Below are 19,211 nucleotides of genomic sequence, written 5' to 3' on the forward strand. Positions count from 1 at the left end.
ACCGTGTGCGAGACTGTCAGCATGCCCAAGATCATCGGCGGGTCGCTCCACGAGCACCGCGAGCAGACCCGCCTGCGGCTGTTCTCCGCCCTGTCGACGCTCATGGCCGAGCGCGGGTTCGACGGCATCACGCTCGCCGACATCGCCGCCGCCGCGGGCGTCGGCCGCACGGCGGTCTACAACCACTTCCCCGACAAGGAGTCGCTCCTGCTCGGGTTCATCACGCACGAGACCGAGCAGTACGCCGCGGGCCTGCAGGCGTCCCTCGACGACATCGACGACCCCGTCGAGCAGCTGCGCGCCTACGTGCGCGCCCAGGCCTCCCTGACCCGCGTCTACCACGTCGCCCCCGGCCCCGAGCTGCGGTCCGTGCTGTCCCGCGGCGCCCAGCAGCGGGTGCGCGAGCACGTCGGCGTGGTCGAGCAGATCCTGCGCCGCATCCTCGAGGCCGGCATCGCCTCCGGCGCGTTCCCCGAGCAGGACCTCGCGACGACCGTGCCGCTCGTCAACGCGTGCCTGACCGGCCGGAACCTGCCCGACGTCGACGGGCCCGAGCGGGACCGCGCCGTCGCGCAGACCGAGGCGTTCGTCCTGCGCGCGGTGGGTGCACCCGTGCCGGTGCCGGCCTGAGCGCGCGGCGCGGCGGCGGTCCGCAGCGCGGCTCGGGACGCCCCGACCGCGGCGGAGCCGGCCGTCCCGAGCGCGGGACCGGGCGCGGCGGGTCCGGACGCCCCGAGCGCGGCGGGTCCGGGCGCGACGGGTCCGGGCGCGACGGCGACCGGCGTCCCGTCCGCGGCACCGCTCCCGGTCGGGACGCCCGCGGCGGACGGCCCGAGCGCGCGACGACGACGCGGTCCGTCACCCGGCGCCCCGGCACGACGGACGTCGAGCTGACCTTCCTGCCCGGCCTGCGCGACGTCGTCGCGGCGGAGGTCGCCGACGTCCTGCCGGACGCGCGTGGCCTGCACGACGTCCCCGGGCGCGACGACGCGGTCGCCCTGCGCCTGACGGGCCCGCTCGCGCCCGTCGCGCGGCTGCGCACCGCGGTCGCGGCGTGGGTGGTGGTGCACCTCGACGTGCCGCGCCCGCGCTCGATCACCAGCCCGGACCACCTGCAGCGGGTGGTGGACGCCGTGTACGCGTCGCTGCGCGTGGCGGGGTCCTCCACGTTCCGGTTCGAGGCCGCGGGCAGCGACTCCGCCGTGTTCGCGCGGCTCGCCGAGCTGCTGCACGAGGCGACCGGCCTGCGGCACGACGCCGAGCACGGCGACCTGGTCGTGCGCGTGCGCCGCGGCGTGCGGGCGCCGGCGGCGGGGTCCGACCGGGCACGGGGCGCCGCGCGGGACCGCACCGGCGACGCCCCGGACCCCGGCTGGGACGTCCTCGTGCGCGTCGGGCCGCGGCCGCTGTCGGCGCGCACCTGGCGCGTGGTCGACTTCCCCGGTGCGGCGAACGCGACCATCGCGGCCGCCATGACCCGCCTCGCCGGGGGGCGGGAGGACGACCGCGTCCTCAACCTCATGTGCGGCTCCGGCACCCTGGTCGCGGAGCGGCTCCTGACCGGGCCGGCCGCGGCGGCGCTGGGCCTCGACCTGGCCGAGCCGGCGCTGGAGGCGGCGCGCGCGAACCTCGAGGCGGCCGGCCTGCTCGGGCGCGGGTCGCGGACCACCCTCGTGCGCGCGGACGCGACCGACCCCGCGGCGGTGGCCGACGCGGTCGCGGCGCACCTCGCCGTCGACGACCGCCCGGCGGCGGCGGACCTCGTGCTCGCGGACCCGCCGTGGGGGACGCTGCACGGCTCGCACGCGGCGAGCCCGGCGCTGCACGCGGACCTGCTGCGGGTCGCGCACGCCGTCACCTCGCCCGGGGCCCGGCTCGTCGTCCTCACGCACGAGGTGAAGGTGATGGAGCGCGTCGTGCGGGACACGGCCGCGCTGTGGGCGCCGGTCTCGGTGACGCGCGTCTTCGCCAAGGGCCACCACCCGCGCGTGCACGTCCTGCGGCGCGTCTGACGGCCCCGGCCGTCGTCCCACGTCACCGCCGTCGAACCGCTTACGTCCGAATCGCTTCAGGGCCTTCCCGCGGACGGCGCACCGCCGCGACCGTGGCACCGACGCGCCCGGCGTCGGCCGCCCGGCACCGTCGCCGGCCGCCGGTCCGGCGCCAGCCCGGCGGGCGCGTCCCGACCCCCGGGAGACCGCATGCACTGGAGGACCCGGCTGCGCACGCTCGCGCTGGCCGTCCCGCTGGCCGTCGCCGCCACGACCGTCGTCGCCGCCGTCCCGGCCGCGGCGCACGGGTCGGTGACCGACCCGCCCACCCGCAACTACCGCTGCTGGGACGTCTGGGGCGGTCGCTTCCAGGACCCCGCCATGCAGACGCAGGACCCGATGTGCTGGCAGGCCTGGCAGGCGGACACCAACGCGATGTGGAACTGGAACGGCCTGTACCACGAGGGCATCGGCGGCCGGCACGAGGAGCTCATCCCCGACGGCCAGCTCTGCTCGGGCGGACGCACCGAGGGCGGCCGCTACGACGCGATGGACACCCCCGGCCCCTGGGTCGCCACCACGGTGCCGCAGCGATTCACGCTCACCCTGACCGACCAGGCCAAGCACGGCGCCGACTACCTGCGCGTGTACGTGACGAAGCCGGGCTTCGACCCGACGCGGGAGGCGCCCGGCTGGGACGACATGCAGCTGCTCAAGGTCACCGGCCGCTACGCCCCCGCCGGTGAGTACCGGACCGACGTCGACCTGACCGGCCGGTCGGGCCGCGCGATCCTCTACACGATCTGGCAGGCGAGCCACTCCGACCAGCCGTACTACCTGTGCAGCGACATCAGCATCGGCGGCCCGGCGCCCACCCCGACGGCCACGCCGACGCCCACCCCCACCGCGACCCCGACCCCGACCCCGACCCCGACGGCCACGCCGACGCCCACCCCGACGGCGACCGCCACGCCCACGCCCACCCCGACGCGGACCGCGACGCCCACGCCCACCCCGACGCCGGGCACCGGCACGTGCACCGCCGCCGTCCGGGTCGTGAACTCCTGGCCGGGCGGGTGGCAGGGCGAGGTGACCATCACCGCCGGCGCCGGCGGCACCACGGGCTGGCGGGCGACGGTCGCGGGGGCCACCGTGACGCAGGCCTGGAACGCGTCCGCGTCGGGCGGTGCGCTCACGAACGCCGCGTGGAACGGGACGCTCGCCCCGGGCGCCACGACCACGGCGGGCTTCCTCGCGTCCGGCACGGCGGGCACGCCGACCGCGACCTGCGCGTCGGCCTGACGCCGCGCACGCGGACCGCACGCAGCGCCACGGGCCTGCGTGCGGTCCGCGTCGCGTCCGGGCGTCGGCAGCGGCAGGCTGTGCGTCGACACCCGCGCGAGGCGGAAGGATCGTCATGACGTCGACGGACGGCACCCGGGAGGACCGCACCACGTGCGCCGTCGTCGGCGGCGGGCCCGCGGGGCTCGTCCTCGGCCTGCTGCTCGCCCGCGCGGGCGTGCGCGTCACCGTGCTGGAGAAGCACGCCGACTTCCTGCGCGACTTCCGAGGCGACACCGTGCACCCGACCACGCTGGCGATGCTCGACGACCTCGGCCTCGGGGAGCGCTTCGCGGCGCTGCCGCACTCGCGCGTCCGGCGCGTGCAGGTGGCCACGGACGCGGGCGAGGCCGTCCTCGCGGACTTCGGCCGGCTGCCGCTGCGGCACCCGTACGTCGCGATGGTGCCGCAGTGGGACCTGCTCACGCTGCTCGCGGACGCCGCCGCGCAGGAGCCGACGTTCGACCTGCGGGTCCGGCACGAGGTCACCGGGGTCGTGCGCGAGGGCGACCGGGCGACCGGCGTCGAGTACCGCTCCCCGGACGGGCCCGGCCGGCTGCTCGCCGACCTCGTGGTGGCGTGCGACGGGCGGTGGTCGGTGGTGCGCCGCGCCGTCGGGCTGCCCGCGCGCCGGTTCCGCGTCGGCTTCGACGTCTGGTGGGTGCGCGTGCCGACGTCACGGCGCGTGGGCGAGTCGCTGCTGCCGCGCCTGGCCCGCGGACGAGCGGTCGTCGCGATCCCGCGGGAGGGGTACCTGCAGCTCGCGTACCTCGGGCCCAAGGGGACCGACGCCGCGCTGCGCGCCCGGGGCCTGGAGGCGTTCCGAGCGGAGGTGGCCGCGCTGGTGCCCGAGGTCGCGGACGACGTCGGCCGGATCTCGTCCCTGGACGACGTCAAGCACCTCGACGTGCGGATGGACCGGCTGCGCCGCTGGCACGCGCCGGGCGTGCTGTGCATCGGGGACGCCGCGCACGCGATGTCGCCCGTGGGCGGGGTCGGCATCAACCTCGCGGTGCAGGACGCGGTGGCGACGGCGCGCCTGCTCGCCGGGCCCCTGCGCCACGGGGCGCTGCACGGCCCGCGGGGCGACCGCCCACTGGCCCGGGTGCGCCGGCGCCGCGCCCTGCCGACCGCGGTGGTGCAGGCCGTGCAGCGCGTCGTGCACGCCCGCGTGCTGGGGCCGGCGCTCGCCGGCAGGCTCACCGGCCCGCCCCGCCCGCTCGTCGCGGTGGTCCGGCGCGTGCCCGCGCTCACCGCGCTGCCGGCGGCGGTGGTCGGCGTGGGACCACGCCCCGAACGGGTGCCGCGGTGGGCGCGCCGCCCCTCCTGAAACGGTTCGACCCCTCCCGCGGACGGGGAGGGACACCGCACGGTGGTGCACACCCCCGGTCGTCCGACCGCCGGAGTCCGACATCGATGTCGAACCGGCCGGTGCGGGCACCGACCCCCCTGCGGACAGGAGAACCTGCATGTCCACCCGTGTGCGTGACCGGCTGCGCCGGATCGCCCTCGCCCTGCCCGCCGCCATGCTGGCGGCCGGCCTCGGCATGACCCTCGCCGCCACCCCTGCCGCCGCCCACGGCTCCGTGACCGACCCGCCCAGCCGCAACTACGGCTGCTGGGAGCGCTGGGGCGACGACCACCTGAACCCCGCCATGGCCACCCAGGACCCGATGTGCTGGCAGGCGTTCCAGGCCAACCCGAACACGATGTGGAACTGGAACGGCCTCTTCCGTGAGGGCGTGGGCGGCCGCCACGAGGCCGTCATCCCCAACGGCCAGCTCTGCTCGGGCGGCCGCACGCAGAACGGCCTGTACGCGTCGCTCGACAACCCGGGCGCGTGGACGATGAAGACGGTCCCGACGTCGTTCCGGCTGACGCTGACCGACGGCGCCAAGCACGGCGCCGACTACATGCGCATCTACGTCTCCAAGCCGGGCTTCGACCCGACGCGGGAGGCGCTGGGCTGGGACGACATCACGCTCGTCAAGGAGACCGGTCGCTACGGCACCACGGGCCTCTACGAGACCGACGTGAACCTCGCGGGCCGCTCGGGCCGTGCGGTGCTCTTCACGATCTGGCAGGCCAGCCACCTCGACCAGCCGTACTACATCTGCTCGGACATCAACATCGGCGGCACCGCGCCCACCCAGCAGCCGACCCAGCAGCCCACGCAGCAGCCCACGCAGCAGCCCACCCAGCAGCCCACCCAGCAGCCCACGCAGCAGCCCACGCAGCAGCCCACGCAGCAGCCGACGCAGCAGCCCACGCAGCAGCCGACCCAGCAGCCCACGCAGCAGCCCACGGGTGCCTGCACGGCGACGGTCTCGGTGACCAACTCGTGGGGCAGCGGCTACCAGGCGGACGTCCGGGTGACGGCCGGCACGTCCGGGGTCCGCGGCTGGAAGGTGACGGTCAACGGCGCGACCATCACCCAGTCCTGGAACGCGACCGCGTCCGGGAACACGCTGACGAACGTCGGCTGGAACGGCACGCTCGCGGCGAACGCCTCGACGAGCTTCGGCTTCATCGGCTCGGGCTCCTCGTCCGGCCTGACGGCCACCTGCTCGGCGGCGTGACCCTGACGGCCTGAGCGACCGGCGGCACGAGCCGGACGCCCGGCCACGCACCACCCGAGGCCCGGGTGCAGCACCTCTCCGCTGCACCCGGGCCTCGGCGCGTCCGGGGGGCGGCCGTTCCCCTGCGGGGTGTGACGGACGCCCGGGACGACGTCGCCGCCGAGTCGTGTTCACTACGTACGTGACGACGAGCAGCACCCGACTCCCCCGCGTCCGCGCCTCCGAGCTGGCCGGCCGCGGCTGGCTGAACACCGGCGGCAAGGACGTGACGCTGGCCGACCTGCGCGGCAAGGTCGTCGTCCTGGACTTCTGGACGTTCTGCTGCATCAACTGCCTGCACGTCCTGGACGAGCTGCGCGAGCTCGAGGAGCGCCACCGCGACGTGCTCGTCATCATCGGCGTCCACTCGCCGAAGTTCGTGCACGAGGCCGACCCGGTCGCGATCGCCGCGGCCGTGGAGCGCTACGAGGTGCACCACCCGGTGCTCGACGACCCGGAGCTCGTCACGTGGCAGGCGTACACCGCGCGTGCGTGGCCGACGCTCGTCGTGGTCGACCCCGAGGGCTACGTCGTCGCGCAGATGGCCGGCGAGGGGCACGCGCACGCGGTCGAGGCGCTCGTCGAGGAGCTCGTCGCGGAGCACGAGGCGAAGGGCACGCTGCACCGCGGCTCCGGCCCGTACGTGCAGCCGCAGCCGCAGCCGTCGACGCTGCGCTTCCCCGCCAAGGCGGTCGAGCTGCCGGGCGGGAACCTCCTCGTCGCCGACGCCGGGCACCACGCGCTCACCGAGCTCGCCGCGGACGGCGAGACGCTCGTGCGGCGCGTCGGGTCCGGCGAGCGCGGGCTCGTCGACGGCGGTCCGGACGAGGCGCGGTTCAGCGAGCCGAACGGGCTCTGCCTGGTGCCGGAGGAGCTGCGCGAGCGGCTCGGGTACGACGTGCTCGTCGCCGACACCGTCAACCACGCGCTGCGCGGGGTCCGGCTCGTGGACGGGCACGTGACGACCGTCGCCGGGACGGGCGAGCAGTACATGGTCGGCGCCGTCGACAACGTGCGACCGGCGGACGGGTCGGGTGCGGCGCCGGTCGAGTCCGGGGTCGGCGACGTGTGGCCGGCGCGGGGCGTGAAGCTCTCGTCGCCGTGGGACGTCGCGTGGTCGCCGGAGGCGGGCACGTTCGTCGTCGCGATGGCGGGCAACCACACGCTGTGGGCGTTCGACGCGGTCGCGGGCACGGTCACGTACCTCGCGGGGACGATGAACGAGGGCCTGCTCGACGGCGCACCGGGTGACTCGTGGTTCGCGCAGCCGTCCGGCCTGTCGGTCGCAGCCGACGGGCGCATCTGGCTCGCGGACGCGGAGACGTCGGCGGTGCGGTGGGTCGACCCCACGGACGCGTCCGTGACGACCGTCGTCGGCACGGGCCTGTTCGACTTCGGCCACCGCGACGGGTCCGCCGACCAGGCGCTCTTCCAGCACCCGCTCGGCGTGGCCGCCCTGCCCGACGGCTCCGTGCTCGTCGCCGACACCTACAACGGCGCGCTGCGCCGCTGGACGCCCGGCACCGACGGCGCGCCCGGCGAGGTGACGACGCTCGCCACCGACCTCGCCGAGCCGAGCGGCCTCGTGCTGCCGGCCGGCGACGCCGACCACGTGCTCGTCGTCGAGTCGGCGGCGCACCGGCTCACCCGTGTGCCGCTGCCCGCGGGCGCGACCGGCGAGCACGTCGACGGCGGCGCGCACCGCACGCAGCGGCCCGTCACCGAGGTACCCGGCGGCGAGCTCACGCTCGACGTCGTGTTCACACCCGCACCGGGTCAGAAGCTCGACACGCGCTGGGGCCCGTCGACGTCGCTGCGCGTCTCGTCCACCCCGCCCGGGCTGCTGCTCGACGGCGCCGGCGACGACGTCGACCTGACGCGCACGCTGCGCATCGACCCGGCCGTCGGCGAGGGCGTCCTGCACGTCACCGCCCGGGCGGCGAGCTGCGACGCCGACGAGTCCATCGAGCACCCCGCCTGCCACCTCGCCGCGCAGGACTGGGGTGTGCCGGTGCGCGTCGTCGACGGCGCACCGGACGTGCTCACGCTGCCGCTGCTCGGCTGAGACCGGGCGACCCCGCCGCCCCGGTGGCGGGGTCAGGTCGCGTCGCCGACCGCGATCGCGGCGAGCACCGACAGCGCCGTGCGCACCTGCGGCCCGGTCGACGCGGCGCTCGACGCCGCGATCTCGACGACCCACTCGCCGCGCTCGACGGTCAGGGACTGCGTCTCGCCCGCGTCGGCGGGGCTGCCGCCCCGGGCGATCGTCGCCGGCTCCCCCTCGCCGGCGCGGCGCAGCACCGCCCACTCGTCGCCGCCCAGCGTCTCCGTCGCCGCGCCCGCGAGCGCCAGCAGGCGCGGCACGACACCCGGCTGCGCGGCTCCGATCGCCACCGCCCCCGTCGCGACGAGCCGCTCGACGGCGACCGTCGGGTCCGCGACGGCGGGCAGGGTGCGCGCCCGCGCCCGTGCCCGGCGGCGCTTGGCCTGGTACTGGGCCTGGTCGGCCCGCCGGAACAGCGACCGCGCGCCGACGGCCCCCATGACCGAGGTCGACGCGATGCCGTAGGAGATCGCGGCCCCGTGGGGCAGCGGGAACTTCGCCACGGTCGTCGCCATCGTCTCGGTCACCACGGCACGCGGCTGGCCCACCGTGACCAGGCAGAACTCGTCGCCGCCGATGCGGGCGGCCGTCGTGCCCGGCAGCGCGTCCGACGCACGGCGCAGCACGTCCGCCACGGCACGCAGCAGGTCGTCACCGGCGTCGTGGCCGAGCTCGTCGTTGACGCGCTTGAGCCCGTCGACGTCGCACATGACGATGCAGACCTCACCGCCCGAGGCGAGCGCGGCGTCGGCCGCCTGGTCGGCCACGCGACGGTTCGCCAGCCCCGTCAGGGGGTCGTCGGCGATCATGTGCCGGACCTGGTGCTCGAGGTCGACGCGCGCGATCGCGCCGGCGGTGAGCGCCGCGAGCACCTCGGCCGTCGCGACGTCGTCGACGTCGAAGCGCGGCGCGTCCACCGGGCGCACCACGGTCACCTGGCCCCAGACCGAGTCGTTGACGACGATCGGCGAGCTCAGCGCCGAGCCCGCGCCGAGCTCGCGCAGCGCCTCCACCTCGACGCGGTCGCCGGCGGACTCGTCGCCCGGGAGCACCGAGCGCCCCCGCTCGTCGAACGCGTGCGCCACCCAGCTCGCTCGGTCACGGATGAGACCGCGCAGCGCCGGCCGGTCGTCGGCCCGGAAGGTGGCGGAGAAGAACGCGAGGGACCGGGCGTCCTCGGCGGGCGGCTCCAGGCGCAGGACGCGGCAGGTGTCCTGGTCGATGCGGCACAGCGCCGCCGTGTCCGCGGCGAGCACGTCGAGGGCGATGGTCGCCGCGACCGCGAGCACCGACTCGACGTCGCGGCAGGCGTCGAACCGGTGGGCCGCGACGGCGAGACCGCGCACGCCACCGAGGTCCGCAGCCGAGAGCCCGCCCCGGTGCGCACCCTTGGCAGCCGTGCCCCGACGCGTCACCGGGACATCATCGACCCTCCACGGCCCGCGTGCCGAGACCGACCCGTGAGAGGTCGGTGAGATCACCCTCGTGCGCGAACGACGGGTGGCGCTGCAGCGGGAAACGTTTCGGGGGGTTGTCGGGCGGGCGGGTGCTCACGAGCCTGTCGGCACACCGTCTCCCCCGTCCGGAGGCCGTGCCCCCACACGACCGCGGCGAGGACGCCGCTCCTGCGAGAGGGACACCCATGACCCGACACCGCCTCGCCCGTCGAGCCCTCGCCGGGCTCGCGGCCACGACCGTGCTGGCCGGGGCGCTGGTCGCCCTGCCCACGGCCGCCCAGGCCCACGGCGGCCTGACCTACCCCGCGACGCGGACGTACCAGTGCTACGTGGACGGCCTCGCCGGCGGCCAGGCCGCGGGCCAGGGCGGCAACATGCTGCCCACCAACCCGGCGTGCAAGAACGCGCTCGCGGCCAGCAACTACGGCTTCTACAACTGGTACGGCAACCTGCTCGGCACGATCGCCGGCCGGCACGAGACCATCCCGGACGGCAAGCTGTGCGGCCCGGACTCCCGCTTCGACGCCTTCAACACCCCGAGCCCGTCCTGGCCGACGACCCGCGTGCAGCCGGGCCAGCGGATCACGTTCCAGTACGCGGCGACCGTGCCGCACCCCGGCTGGTGGACGCAGTACATCACCAAGGACGGCTGGAACCAGAACGAGCCGATCGGCTGGGACGACCTCGAGCCCGTGCCGTTCGACCGCGTCCTGAACCCGCCGACCCGTGCCGGCGGCCCGACCGGCCCGGAGTACTACTGGGACGCCACGCTGCCGAACAAGTCCGGCAAGCACGTGATCTTCTCGATCTGGGAGCGCACCGACAGCCCCGAGTCGTTCTACAACTGCTCTGACGTCGACTTCGGTGGCGGCACCACGCCGAACCCGACGCCCACCGCGACGCGCACGCCGACGCCCACGCCGACCCCGACGCCCACGCGCACGGCCACGCCGACGCCCACGGCCACCGCGACCCCGACGCCCACGCCGACCGCGACGCCGACCGTCCCGGCCGACGCCCGCTGCGAGGTCGAGATCGACGTCACCAACGCGTGGCAGGGCGGGTTCCAGGGCAACGTCACGGTCTTCAACGCGACGATGGAGCCCGTGAACGGGTGGGAGCTGACGTGGCGCTTCACCAACGGCGAGAGGATCACGCAGTCGTGGAGCTCGACCGCCACGCAGTCCGGTGACACCGTGACCGTCCGCAACGCCGGCTGGAACGCCACGATCGCGCACCACAACGCGGTGTCCTTCGGCTTCATCGGGTCCGGCACCCCGAAGGCGGCGACGGCGGCCACGCTCAACGGCTCGCCCTGCATCGTCCGCTGACACGCACCTCCCCGAGCGGCCCACGACGCCCGGTGCTCCCAGGGGGCACCGGGCGTCGTCGTGTCGCGTCGTCGTGTCGCGTCGTCGTGTCGCGTCGTCGTGTCGCGGCGGCGGCAGGGAGCGCCGACGTCCTTCTTCCGCGTGCACGTCCGCCGTACGCACGCCGGGCGTACGGCCGCAGGAAGGAGCCGGCCTCCCCGCAGGGACGGCAGCGGCCCTCAGGACTGGGCGTGCACCGTCCCGCCGGGGCTGACCCGCACGTGGACTCCCCGCACCTCGCGCGGCACGCCGTCCGCCTGGGCGCTCACGACGTCGCCGCGCAGGCGCACCAGGAGGCCGTAGCCGTCCTCCTCCGGAGCGATCCCCACCGCGGTCACGTCCTGCCGTCCTGCCAGGACGGCTTTGAGCTCGTCCTTCGCACGGCGCGCTTCGCCCAGGTCCGCCACGGGTCCACCTTCCGGCCCCCGGCGGCGGGCACGGGCCCGCGTCAGGCGAGCAGCGTGGCGTCCAGCGCGCCGAGAACGGCGTCGATCGGGTTGACGTACGTCAGTCCAACTCCATTCTGACCCCCGGACTCCGACCCGGCAAAGAGAAGTCCGAGCGCGACACCGTCCTCGCGGTAGACGAGCGAGCCCGAGTCGCCGCCGCGCGAGAACGGAACGCGCCCCGTGCTCTCCACCTCGATCTGGTCGTCGAACGCGAGCTCGCCGAGCTCCTCGCCGTACCCGACCACGACGTCGTCGAGCTCGATGGCGGTGACGCGCCCCGTCGTCACGGCGGTGGTCCGCCCGATCTTGCCCACCTGCTCCCCGCCGACCGCGCGCGCGGTGGCCGTCACCCGCCCCACCGGGTACGTCGGGTCGACCTCCTGCTCGTCGAGCAGCGCGACGGCCGCGTCGACGTGGGCCGTGGCGCCGCGCTTGAGCGGGACGCCCGCCGCGAGCGTGCCGATGCGGTCCCGGGACGCCGTGCCGCCGTCGGCCGGTCCCGGCTGCACGACCACGTCGCCGACCTGGGCACCCGGTGCCCCGGCGAGGACGTGGTGGTTGGACAGCGCGTGCAGGCGGCCCCCGACCAGCACGAACGCGCCGAGGGTGCCGGCGCTGACGTCGACGTGCGCGACGGAGACCCCGGGCCGCAGGGGCCGCACGCGGCCCGTCTCGCCGAGTGACTGGGCGGTCACCACGGGAGGGCGGGTACGCACGGGACGGTCGTCCGCCGCGAGGGGGCGGATGCGCCCGGTCCGGCGCACGTCGACGGGCGGGCCGATCTCGTCCACCAGCCGGCGGGCGATGGACCGGATGCCGGGCAGCCCGAGCCGGTACCGGACGGCGACGCCGTAGCCGCCGTGCCCGTCGACGGCGACGCCGATCGCCAGCGGCGCCTCGGCCGGCCCTGCGGTCGACACCCGGACGCGGCGCTCCGCGAGCTCGCGGGCCACCGTCGACGCGTGCGCCTTGGCCTGCCTGGCCTCCCCGTGGTCCATCCTCATCCGCTGCTCCCTGCGTCGTGCGCCGTCCGCGGCCGACGCGCGCTCACCGCGTCGCGCCGCCCCGTCCGATCCGTCGGGTCCGTCCCGTCGGGTCGTCAGTGTGGCGGCGGCCACCGACAGCCGCGCGCGCTGCGGCGGTGCGTCCCACCGCTCGGACGCACCGGACCCGCCCTGCCGTGGCACGACGACGCCGGCCGGGACCGCACCCGTGCGGGCGGTCCCGACCGGCCCCGGGTGTCACGGCGGCGTGCCGTCGGGCGGCCCGCCGGACCCGCTCAGGCGCGCGGCGCCGGCGGGTTGTCGTGCCGCTCGATGACCTCGCGGTGCGACGTGTTGCTGCGCTGCGCGTTCAGGGCGATCGCCGCGATCAGCCAGATCAGGCCGCCGCCCATGAGGATGTACCCGATCACCGTCAGGTCGACGCCCTCGAACCGGTCGGCGACGCCGAACGAGAGGATCGCGCCGATGACCAGGAGTGCGATGCCGCCTCCGATGCCCATGTCCGCTCCTTCAGCCGGGACCGGGACGGCGCCCCGGTCGTGGTGGCGGCGAGTCTTCCGGTGACCGGGCGGGCCCGCACGTCGAGCGGTCGGCGGGCGGACCGGACCATCCCCTCGGGCGGTTGTGCCCCGCGCGTTCGTGCTACGCCAGCTCGACGGGCTCGGCGAACCAGTTGTCGATCACCCAGGTGCCGCCCTCGTGGACGAACCACAGCGACTGGCTCCAGCCCGTCTCGTACAGCTCGCCGTCGGCCAGGGTGAACGACCGGACGTAGGGGAAGGTCACCTTCAGCCCCGGGGTGCCGTCGTCCTTGACCACGAGCTCCACCGCGGGCGCCCCGTTCCGGCGGTACGGGTTGGCGCTCTCCACCGTCATCGTGTCTCCGGAACCCGCGTCCGAGCCGGCGACCTGCGAGGACGGCACCAGGGCGTTGACCGCGTCGGTGTCGCCCGCGGCGAGGAGCTCCGTGAGACGCCCCCAGGCCCACGCGGTCAGGTGCGGTCGGACGGGCTCGTACTCGTCGAGCGTGCGTGCGTCCTCGTTCTGGGTCTCGCGGGAGGTCTCCAGCAGGACCATGAACGTGTCGAGGACCGACTGCGGGGCCGCGGCGAGCGCGTCGGCGGGCAGGTGCTGGGCGGCGTCCGGCGGGAGCACGAGCTCGTCCGCGCGGAAGCCGACGTGGTCCGTGAGGTCGGCGGCGACCGGCGGGCTCGCCTCCGCAGCGTCGGTGGGTGCGGGCGTCGAGACCGTCGAGCTGGTCGGAGCCTCGCCGGGCGCCGGCACCGAGCACGCGGTGAGGGCGGCGAGCAGCACGACGGCTGCCAGCAGGGGTGAGCAGCGGTGCGGTGCGCGGTCGGCTGCGATCGTCTCCACACCTGCTCATCGGCCTCTCCCGGGGACGACGTGAGGACGGCGGCGCGCGAGGTGCGTCACGGCCGGGACGACGACGCCCCGCCGTCCCCACGTCGAGAGTCAGACGGTCGCCCAGGGCCGGTCGACGCGCGCGTGGTCGAGGGCCCACTCGAGCGCGAGGTCCGCGACCTCCTCCCAGCCGGGTGCGCCGCACGTCCAGTGGTCGCGCCCGGGCAGCTCGACGTAGTCCGTGACGGCCGGCGACCGGTGGTAGTGCCGGGCGTTCGACCGGTTCACCGAGGGCGGCATGATGTGGTCCTTCTCCCCCGCGACGAACAGCAGCGGGGCGCGGTCGGCGTCGTAGTCCACCCACGTCTCCTGCCGCCCCGGCTTCACGTTCGCGAACAGGCCGTACTCGAAGATCCAGTGCCCGGGAGCGGCGATCGCGTACCGCTCCCACACCCGCAGCGAGTCCTCCTCCGAGAGGGTGTTGGTGAACGCGTACCGGAACTCCTCGGGGGTGAACGCCACCGCCCGGCGGCGGTTGGCCGGGCTGCGCAGGGCGGGCAGCAGGGACCGCGCCTGGGACAGCGGGCTCACGCGGACGCCCTCGGTCGGCGCGGAGTCGATCGCGACGCCCACCGAGCCGAGCCCCCGGGCCAGCAGCAGCTGCGTGAGGGTCCCGCCGAACGAGTGGCCGATGATGATCGGCGGGGTCGGCGTGGACTCCACCACCTGGGCGAGGTGGTCCACCACCTCGGGGACCGTGAGGCGGGCGATGCGCTCGGGGTCCTCCCGGAGCCCCTCCACCTCGACCTCGAAGCCCGGGTAGCCCGGGGTGAGGACGGTGAACCCCTTCTCCTCGTAGTACGGGACCCAGTGCTCCCAGCTGCGCGGTGTCATCCACAGCCCATGGACGAGGACGATCGTGCCGGGTGTCGTGGTGCCGGTCGGGTCGGACATGGCGGTGCTCCCTCAGCCGTCGACGAACGCGAGCAGGTCGGCGTGCAGACGGTCCCGGTCGGTGTCGGGCAGCGCGTGCCCGCTCCCCTCGTAGACCGTCAGCGTGGCGCCGTCCACGAGGTCGACGGTGCGCTTCCCGCCGACCTCGAACGGCACGATCTGGTCGTCGTCCCCGTGGATCACGAGCGTGGGGACGTCGACCTTCGCGAGGTCGGGGCGGAAGTCCGTCCCGGAGAAGGCCGCGATGCACTCGTACGCGGCCCGGTGCCCGCACGCCATGCCCTGCAGCCAGAACGCGTCGCGGAACCCCTGCGGCACGTCGTGCGTGCGGTTGTGGCCGAAGAACGGGCCGTCGGCGAGGTCGCGGTACAGCTGGGACCGGTTCGCCCGCTCCCCCGCCCGCAGCCCGTCGAACACGTCGACCGGCAGGCCCTCCGGGTTGTCCTCGGTCCGCAGCATGAGCGGGGGCACCGCGCTCACCAGGACGAGGCGTGCGACGCGCGCGGTGCCGTGCCGGCCGACGTACCGCACGACCTCGCCGCCGCCCGTCGAGTGCCCCACGAGAGTCACGTCGGTGAGGTCGAGCTGGTCGAGCAGGCACGCGAGGTCGTCGGCGTACGTGTCCATCTCGTTGCCGTCCCAGGTCTGGGTCGACCGGCCGTGGCCCCGCCGGTCGTGCGCGACCGCGCGGTGGCCGTGCTCCGCGAGGAAGAGCGCCGCCGCGTCCCAGGCGTCCGCGTTCAGCGGCCACCCGTGGCTCAGGACGACCGGCGGCCCGTCGCCCCAGTCCTTGTAGAAGATCTGCGCCCCGTCGTGCGCTGTCACGTACGGCATGTCGTTCCTCCCCCTGCTGGACGGACGGACACCTCGATACTGTCCGCATTCGCCCGTTTCGCACCAGACCCGGGGTGCGCCTGGTCGGGGGACGTCCGGCGGGACGGCGACGCCCCGCCGTCCGCACGCGGCGGGCGACGGGGCGTCGTGCGTCGGCCTACGGCGTCAGCCGAGGATCTCCGGGTAGGCGACCGCGTCGTCCCCGGTCTGCTCGAGCACGTGCGTCGCGAGGAACGCCTCCACGGTCTGGTACCAGACCTTCGCGTGCTGCGGGGTCAGGATCCAGTGGTTCTCGTCCGGGAAGTACAGGAACCGGTGCGGGCTGCGGCCCTCGTCGTCCGCGGGCAGGCCGGAGGCGGACAGCAGCTCGTACCACAGGCGCAGGCCCTCGCCGATCGGCACGCGGTAGTCCTTGTCGCCGTGGATGACGAGCATCGGCGTGACGATGTCGCCGACGAACCGGTGCGGCGAGTTCTCCAGCGCCATCTCCGGCGTCATCTCGCGCTGCCAGTAGTACGACGCGTCGGTCGTCGGCCCGAACTGGTCGAGGGCCCACAGGCTCGCGTGCGTGACGATCGCCCGGAAGCGGTCGGTGTGGCCGGCGACCCAGTTGGCCATGTACCCGCCGAAGGAGCCACCCATCGCGGCCGTGCGGGTCTCGTCGAGGTCCGGACGCTGCAGCGCGGCGTCGGTGACCGCCATGAGGTCCGTGTACGGGGCCTTGCCCCACGCGCCCCAGCCGCGCTGGATGAACTCCTGCCCGTACCCGGTCGACAGCGCCGGGTCGGGCAGCAGGACGGCGTACCCCTGGGCGACGAGCAGCCACGGGTTCCAGCGCCACGACCACGCGTTCCACGACCCGAGCGGCCCGCCGTGGATCCACAGCAGGAACGGCGCGGGGTCGTCGGCCGACGCACCCTCGGGCAGCGCGAGCCACGCGCGCACGCGCGAGCCGTCCTCCGCGGTCGTCTCGACCTCCTCGATCCGGCCCGGCAGGGCCGGCAGCGGGGCCGGGGCGGGCAGCGGGGTCGCGGCGACGGGGGCGCCGCCCTCGAGCGCGGCGGCGAGGTCGATGCGGACGGGGTGCGCGGGCGCCTCGTAGGACGTCCGCAGGGCGTACGCCGTGCGGCCGTCGGGCGCCACCTGCACGTCGCTGAACGCGGCGTCGTCGCTGGTGAGGCGCGTCACGGCGCCCGAGCTCAGTTCCACGTGGAACATCGGCGCGCGGCCGTCGTCGTCGGCCACGACGACCAGCCCGTCGGACGTCGGCAGCCACACCTTGGCCCCGGGCCAGCGGTCCCAGTCGGCGCCCAGGCGGCGCGGCTCGCCGCCGGTGAGCGCGACGACCCAGAGCTCGTAGCGCGGGGCGTCGTACGGCGTCGACAGCGTCTCGCGGGTGTAGGCGACCCAGCGGCCGTCGGGCGAGACGAGGGGGTCGCCGAGGTCGGCGTCCGGGTCGGTGACGAGCACCGTGCGCTCGCCCGTCGCGACGTCGATCGTCACGAGGTCGGTGCGCACGTTGCCGCGAGCGGCGTTGCGGCCCCAGGACGTGACGACCGTGCGGCCGTCGGGCGTGAGGACGGGGTGCTGCTCGCGCAGCGCGCCCGCGGCGTCGGGCGTGACGTCGCGCAGCTCCAGGCGCGGGTCCCGCTCCCCGGCGACCGGCGCGGCGACGTCGTCCGAGACCGTCGCGACGAACGCGTGCGGCGTGGCGGGGCCCAGGTCGTGGTCCCAGTACCGGATCGGGTACGAGTCGTGCAGGATCGCCGCGACCTTCTTGTCCTTGCGCTCCTTCGCGATGCGCGCGTCGGCCTCGTCGTCGGCCGCGGACGGCAGGACGTCGGAGACGACCAGCACGGTCGGGGCGTCGGTCGCGACCTGCACCCCGCCCACGCCGGACGCGCGGGACGCGACGACGCGGGCCTCCGCGCCGTCGGCCGGCAGCAGCCACAGCGCCGCCTTCGGGTCCGCGTCCGGGTCGTCGGCGTCGGGGTCGGGACGGGCGCTCGTGAACAGCAGGTCGCCGGACGGCGTGAACGCCGCGGACGACTCGCTCTTCGCGCTGCGGGTCAGGCGCCGCGCGGGCTTCTCACCGGCGGGGTCGACCTCCCACAGGGCGGTCACCCAGGCGGTGCGCTTGCGGTCCAGGGTCTGCACGGCCGTGACGAGGCGCGTGCCGTCGGGCGAGAGGCGCAGGCCGCCGAGGCGCGGGAGGGCGAGGTACGCGTCCAGGTCGTGGAACGGCGTCGCGGGGACGTCGGGGGTGGTGGGTTCGCTCACCGGACCGGTCTATCACGGCCGCCCGCCGACGGGCCGAGCGCTTTCCGTGTCGCCTGGCGTCGTGCTCGGTCGCGCCTCACGTCCGGTCGTCAGCGGGTCGTGTGCGCCCCGGCGTCGACGTGCAGAGTCTGGCCCGTGACGTTGCGCGCCGCTGGTGAGGCGAGGAACGCCACGACGGCGGCGACGTCCTCCGGACGGCTCGCCCGTCCCAGGTGGGTGCGCGCGACCAGGCTCGCGCGGCGCTCCTCGGTGAGGGGGCCGCCGAACAGCTCCGTCCCCTCCACGTACCCGGGGGCGACGACGTTCGCGGTGACGTCGCGCGGGCCCAGACGCTCCGAGAGGCCGACGTTCCAGGCCGCGAGGGCCGCCTTCGCCACGGAGTACGGGTTCGCGGCGTACTCCGCGCCGATGGACCCGATGCTCACGACCGCGCCGCCGGCCCTCAGGACGGGCTCGAGGACGCGCACGACGAGCGCGGCGCCCACGACGTTGACCTGGAGGTTGCGCTGCCAGTGCCGGGCCACGTCCTCGATCGGGGCGTCGGCAGCGGGTGGGGTGCCCACGAAGGCGCCGGCGTTGTTGACGACGACGTCGACCCCCTCCGGGAACGCCTCGGCGAGCGCCGCGACCGACGACACGTCCTCGAGGTCCAGCCGCAGGGCGCGGGCGCCCAGCGCGGCCGCGGCCGCGTCGAGTCCCCGACCACGCCCCGTCACCGTGACGAGGTCGCCGGCGTCGACGAAGGCCCGCGCGACGGCGCGGCCGATGCCGCGGCTGCCGCCGGTCACCAGCACCGCCCGGCCTCGCCGCCCGCACCCGTCCATGTTTAGATCTAAACGTGCGACCCGACGACCCGCAAGCCCCTCCCGCGCCCTCGGCTCCCACGGCCCGCCCCGACGCGCACGAGGTCGCCGCCGCGTGGGCCCGCGAGCTGCCCGGCGTGCCGACCCGCTCGGTCCCCGTGGTGACGGCTGCGAAGCTGCTCGCCGCCGCGCTGCGTCGACGACGCGAGTCGGTCCTGTACGAGCTGGGCACCGACGCGGCGACGCTGGACCTGCTCAGCACCCTCCGGCGCGCCGGCCCGCCCTACCGGCTCACGACCCGGGAGCTCGCCGACCGGTGCCTCGTCACCGCCGGGGCGATCTCGCAGCGCGTGGCACGCGCCGAGCGTGACGGGCTGGTCGAGCGGCGCGCGGGCGCCGGCCGCACCGTCGAGGTCGCCCTGGCACCGGCCGGCCACGCGCGCGTCGAGACGCTGGCACGGTCCGTCCTCGAGGCGGACGACGAGCTCGTCGCCGGCCTCGAGGACGAGACCCTGGTACAGCTCGAGGACGTGCTCGACCGGTGGCGGCGGCACGTCGAGGGCCGGGCACCGGCCCCTCGCGGCAGCGCGTCTCCGGCCTCCTGACCTCGCCGGGTACGGCGACGCCGGCCCGCCGCACGCGTG

General features: G+C 75.7%; 17 protein-coding genes. 8 read left to right on the forward strand and 9 right to left on the reverse strand.

All coding sequences use genetic code 11. From position 1 onward, the window contains the following. Positions 1-21 precede the first annotated feature (21 nt). The 6 genes from FB586_RS01070 to FB586_RS01095 all read left to right on the forward strand — a co-directional run bounded on the left by FB586_RS01070 (position 22) and on the right by FB586_RS01095 (position 8,015). Complete coding sequence (locus FB586_RS01070) at positions 22-630, forward strand: TetR/AcrR family transcriptional regulator (protein ID WP_136517493.1); 609 nt, start codon at positions 22-24, stop codon at positions 628-630. Positions 631-1,061: 431 nt separating this feature from the next. After that, positions 1,062-2,012: a class I SAM-dependent methyltransferase gene (locus FB586_RS01075; protein WP_246036290.1), complete on the forward strand. Its 951-nt coding sequence runs from the start codon at positions 1,062-1,064 to the stop codon at positions 2,010-2,012. 189 nt (positions 2,013-2,201) lie between these two features. Then, positions 2,202-3,293 carry a lytic polysaccharide monooxygenase gene (locus FB586_RS01080; protein WP_136517494.1) on the forward strand — a complete coding sequence of 364 codons (1,092 nt, stop codon included), beginning with the start codon at positions 2,202-2,204 and terminating at the stop codon, positions 3,291-3,293. A gap of 115 nt (positions 3,294-3,408) precedes the next feature. Further along, on the forward strand, positions 3,409-4,662 hold the full coding sequence (locus tag FB586_RS01085) for an FAD-dependent oxidoreductase (RefSeq protein ID WP_136517495.1): 1,254 nt from the start codon (positions 3,409-3,411) through the stop codon (positions 4,660-4,662). Between the two features lie 139 nt (positions 4,663-4,801). Next, complete coding sequence (locus FB586_RS01090) at positions 4,802-5,911, forward strand: lytic polysaccharide monooxygenase (protein ID WP_222928254.1); 1,110 nt, start codon at positions 4,802-4,804, stop codon at positions 5,909-5,911. Between the two features lie 181 nt (positions 5,912-6,092). Next, positions 6,093-8,015 (forward strand): NHL domain-containing thioredoxin family protein, encoded by a 1,923-nt coding sequence (locus tag FB586_RS01095; RefSeq protein ID WP_136517496.1) that lies wholly within the window; start codon positions 6,093-6,095, stop codon positions 8,013-8,015. A gap of 32 nt (positions 8,016-8,047) precedes the next feature. Here FB586_RS01095 and FB586_RS01100 read toward each other — a convergent pair whose 3' ends face one another. Continuing rightward, positions 8,048-9,469, reverse strand: a complete 1,422-nt coding sequence (locus FB586_RS01100) for a GGDEF domain-containing protein (protein ID WP_136517497.1) — start codon at positions 9,467-9,469, stop codon at positions 8,048-8,050. A 227-nt stretch (positions 9,470-9,696) separates the two neighbouring features. On the opposite strand from FB586_RS01100, the gene FB586_RS01105 reads away from it, so the two are divergent. Continuing rightward, on the forward strand, positions 9,697-10,842 hold the full coding sequence (locus FB586_RS01105; protein WP_136517498.1) for a lytic polysaccharide monooxygenase: 1,146 nt from the start codon (positions 9,697-9,699) through the stop codon (positions 10,840-10,842). Between the two features lie 218 nt (positions 10,843-11,060). Here FB586_RS01105 and FB586_RS01110 read toward each other — a convergent pair whose 3' ends face one another. From FB586_RS01110 to FB586_RS01145, 8 genes are all read right to left on the reverse strand, one after another. Next, positions 11,061-11,288, reverse strand: a complete 228-nt coding sequence (locus tag FB586_RS01110) for a hypothetical protein (RefSeq protein ID WP_136517499.1) — start codon at positions 11,286-11,288, stop codon at positions 11,061-11,063. 41 nt (positions 11,289-11,329) lie between these two features. Continuing rightward, positions 11,330-12,334 (reverse strand): chymotrypsin family serine protease, encoded by a 1,005-nt coding sequence (locus FB586_RS01115; RefSeq protein ID WP_306419135.1) that lies wholly within the window; start codon positions 12,332-12,334, stop codon positions 11,330-11,332. A gap of 275 nt (positions 12,335-12,609) precedes the next feature. After that, on the reverse strand, positions 12,610-12,834 hold the full coding sequence (locus tag FB586_RS01120; RefSeq protein ID WP_136517500.1) for a DUF6458 family protein: 225 nt from the start codon (positions 12,832-12,834) through the stop codon (positions 12,610-12,612). A 142-nt stretch (positions 12,835-12,976) separates the two neighbouring features. Next, positions 12,977-13,708, reverse strand: a complete 732-nt coding sequence (locus tag FB586_RS01125) for a hypothetical protein (RefSeq protein WP_136517501.1) — start codon at positions 13,706-13,708, stop codon at positions 12,977-12,979. A gap of 99 nt (positions 13,709-13,807) precedes the next feature. Beyond that, on the reverse strand, positions 13,808-14,650 hold the full coding sequence (locus FB586_RS01130) for an alpha/beta hydrolase (RefSeq protein WP_136517502.1): 843 nt from the start codon (positions 14,648-14,650) through the stop codon (positions 13,808-13,810). 12 nt (positions 14,651-14,662) lie between these two features. Next, positions 14,663-15,484: an alpha/beta fold hydrolase gene (locus FB586_RS01135; protein ID WP_136517503.1), complete on the reverse strand. Its 822-nt coding sequence runs from the start codon at positions 15,482-15,484 to the stop codon at positions 14,663-14,665. A gap of 165 nt (positions 15,485-15,649) precedes the next feature. Beyond that, on the reverse strand, positions 15,650-17,764 hold the full coding sequence (locus tag FB586_RS01140) for a S9 family peptidase (RefSeq protein WP_136517504.1): 2,115 nt from the start codon (positions 17,762-17,764) through the stop codon (positions 15,650-15,652). 89 nt (positions 17,765-17,853) lie between these two features. Continuing rightward, on the reverse strand, positions 17,854-18,552 hold the full coding sequence (locus tag FB586_RS01145; RefSeq protein ID WP_246036291.1) for an SDR family NAD(P)-dependent oxidoreductase: 699 nt from the start codon (positions 18,550-18,552) through the stop codon (positions 17,854-17,856). 50 nt (positions 18,553-18,602) lie between these two features. Between FB586_RS01145 and FB586_RS01150 the strand changes: the two genes are divergently transcribed. Beyond that, positions 18,603-19,172 carry a MarR family winged helix-turn-helix transcriptional regulator gene (locus FB586_RS01150; protein WP_136517506.1) on the forward strand — a complete coding sequence of 190 codons (570 nt, stop codon included), beginning with the start codon at positions 18,603-18,605 and terminating at the stop codon, positions 19,170-19,172. Positions 19,173-19,211: the final 39 nt, after the last annotated feature.

The sequence above is a fragment of the Cellulomonas telluris genome (genome assembly GCF_004886325.1).
In the GTDB taxonomy this organism is placed as follows: Bacteria; Actinomycetota; Actinomycetes; order Actinomycetales; family Cellulomonadaceae; genus Cellulomonas; species Cellulomonas telluris.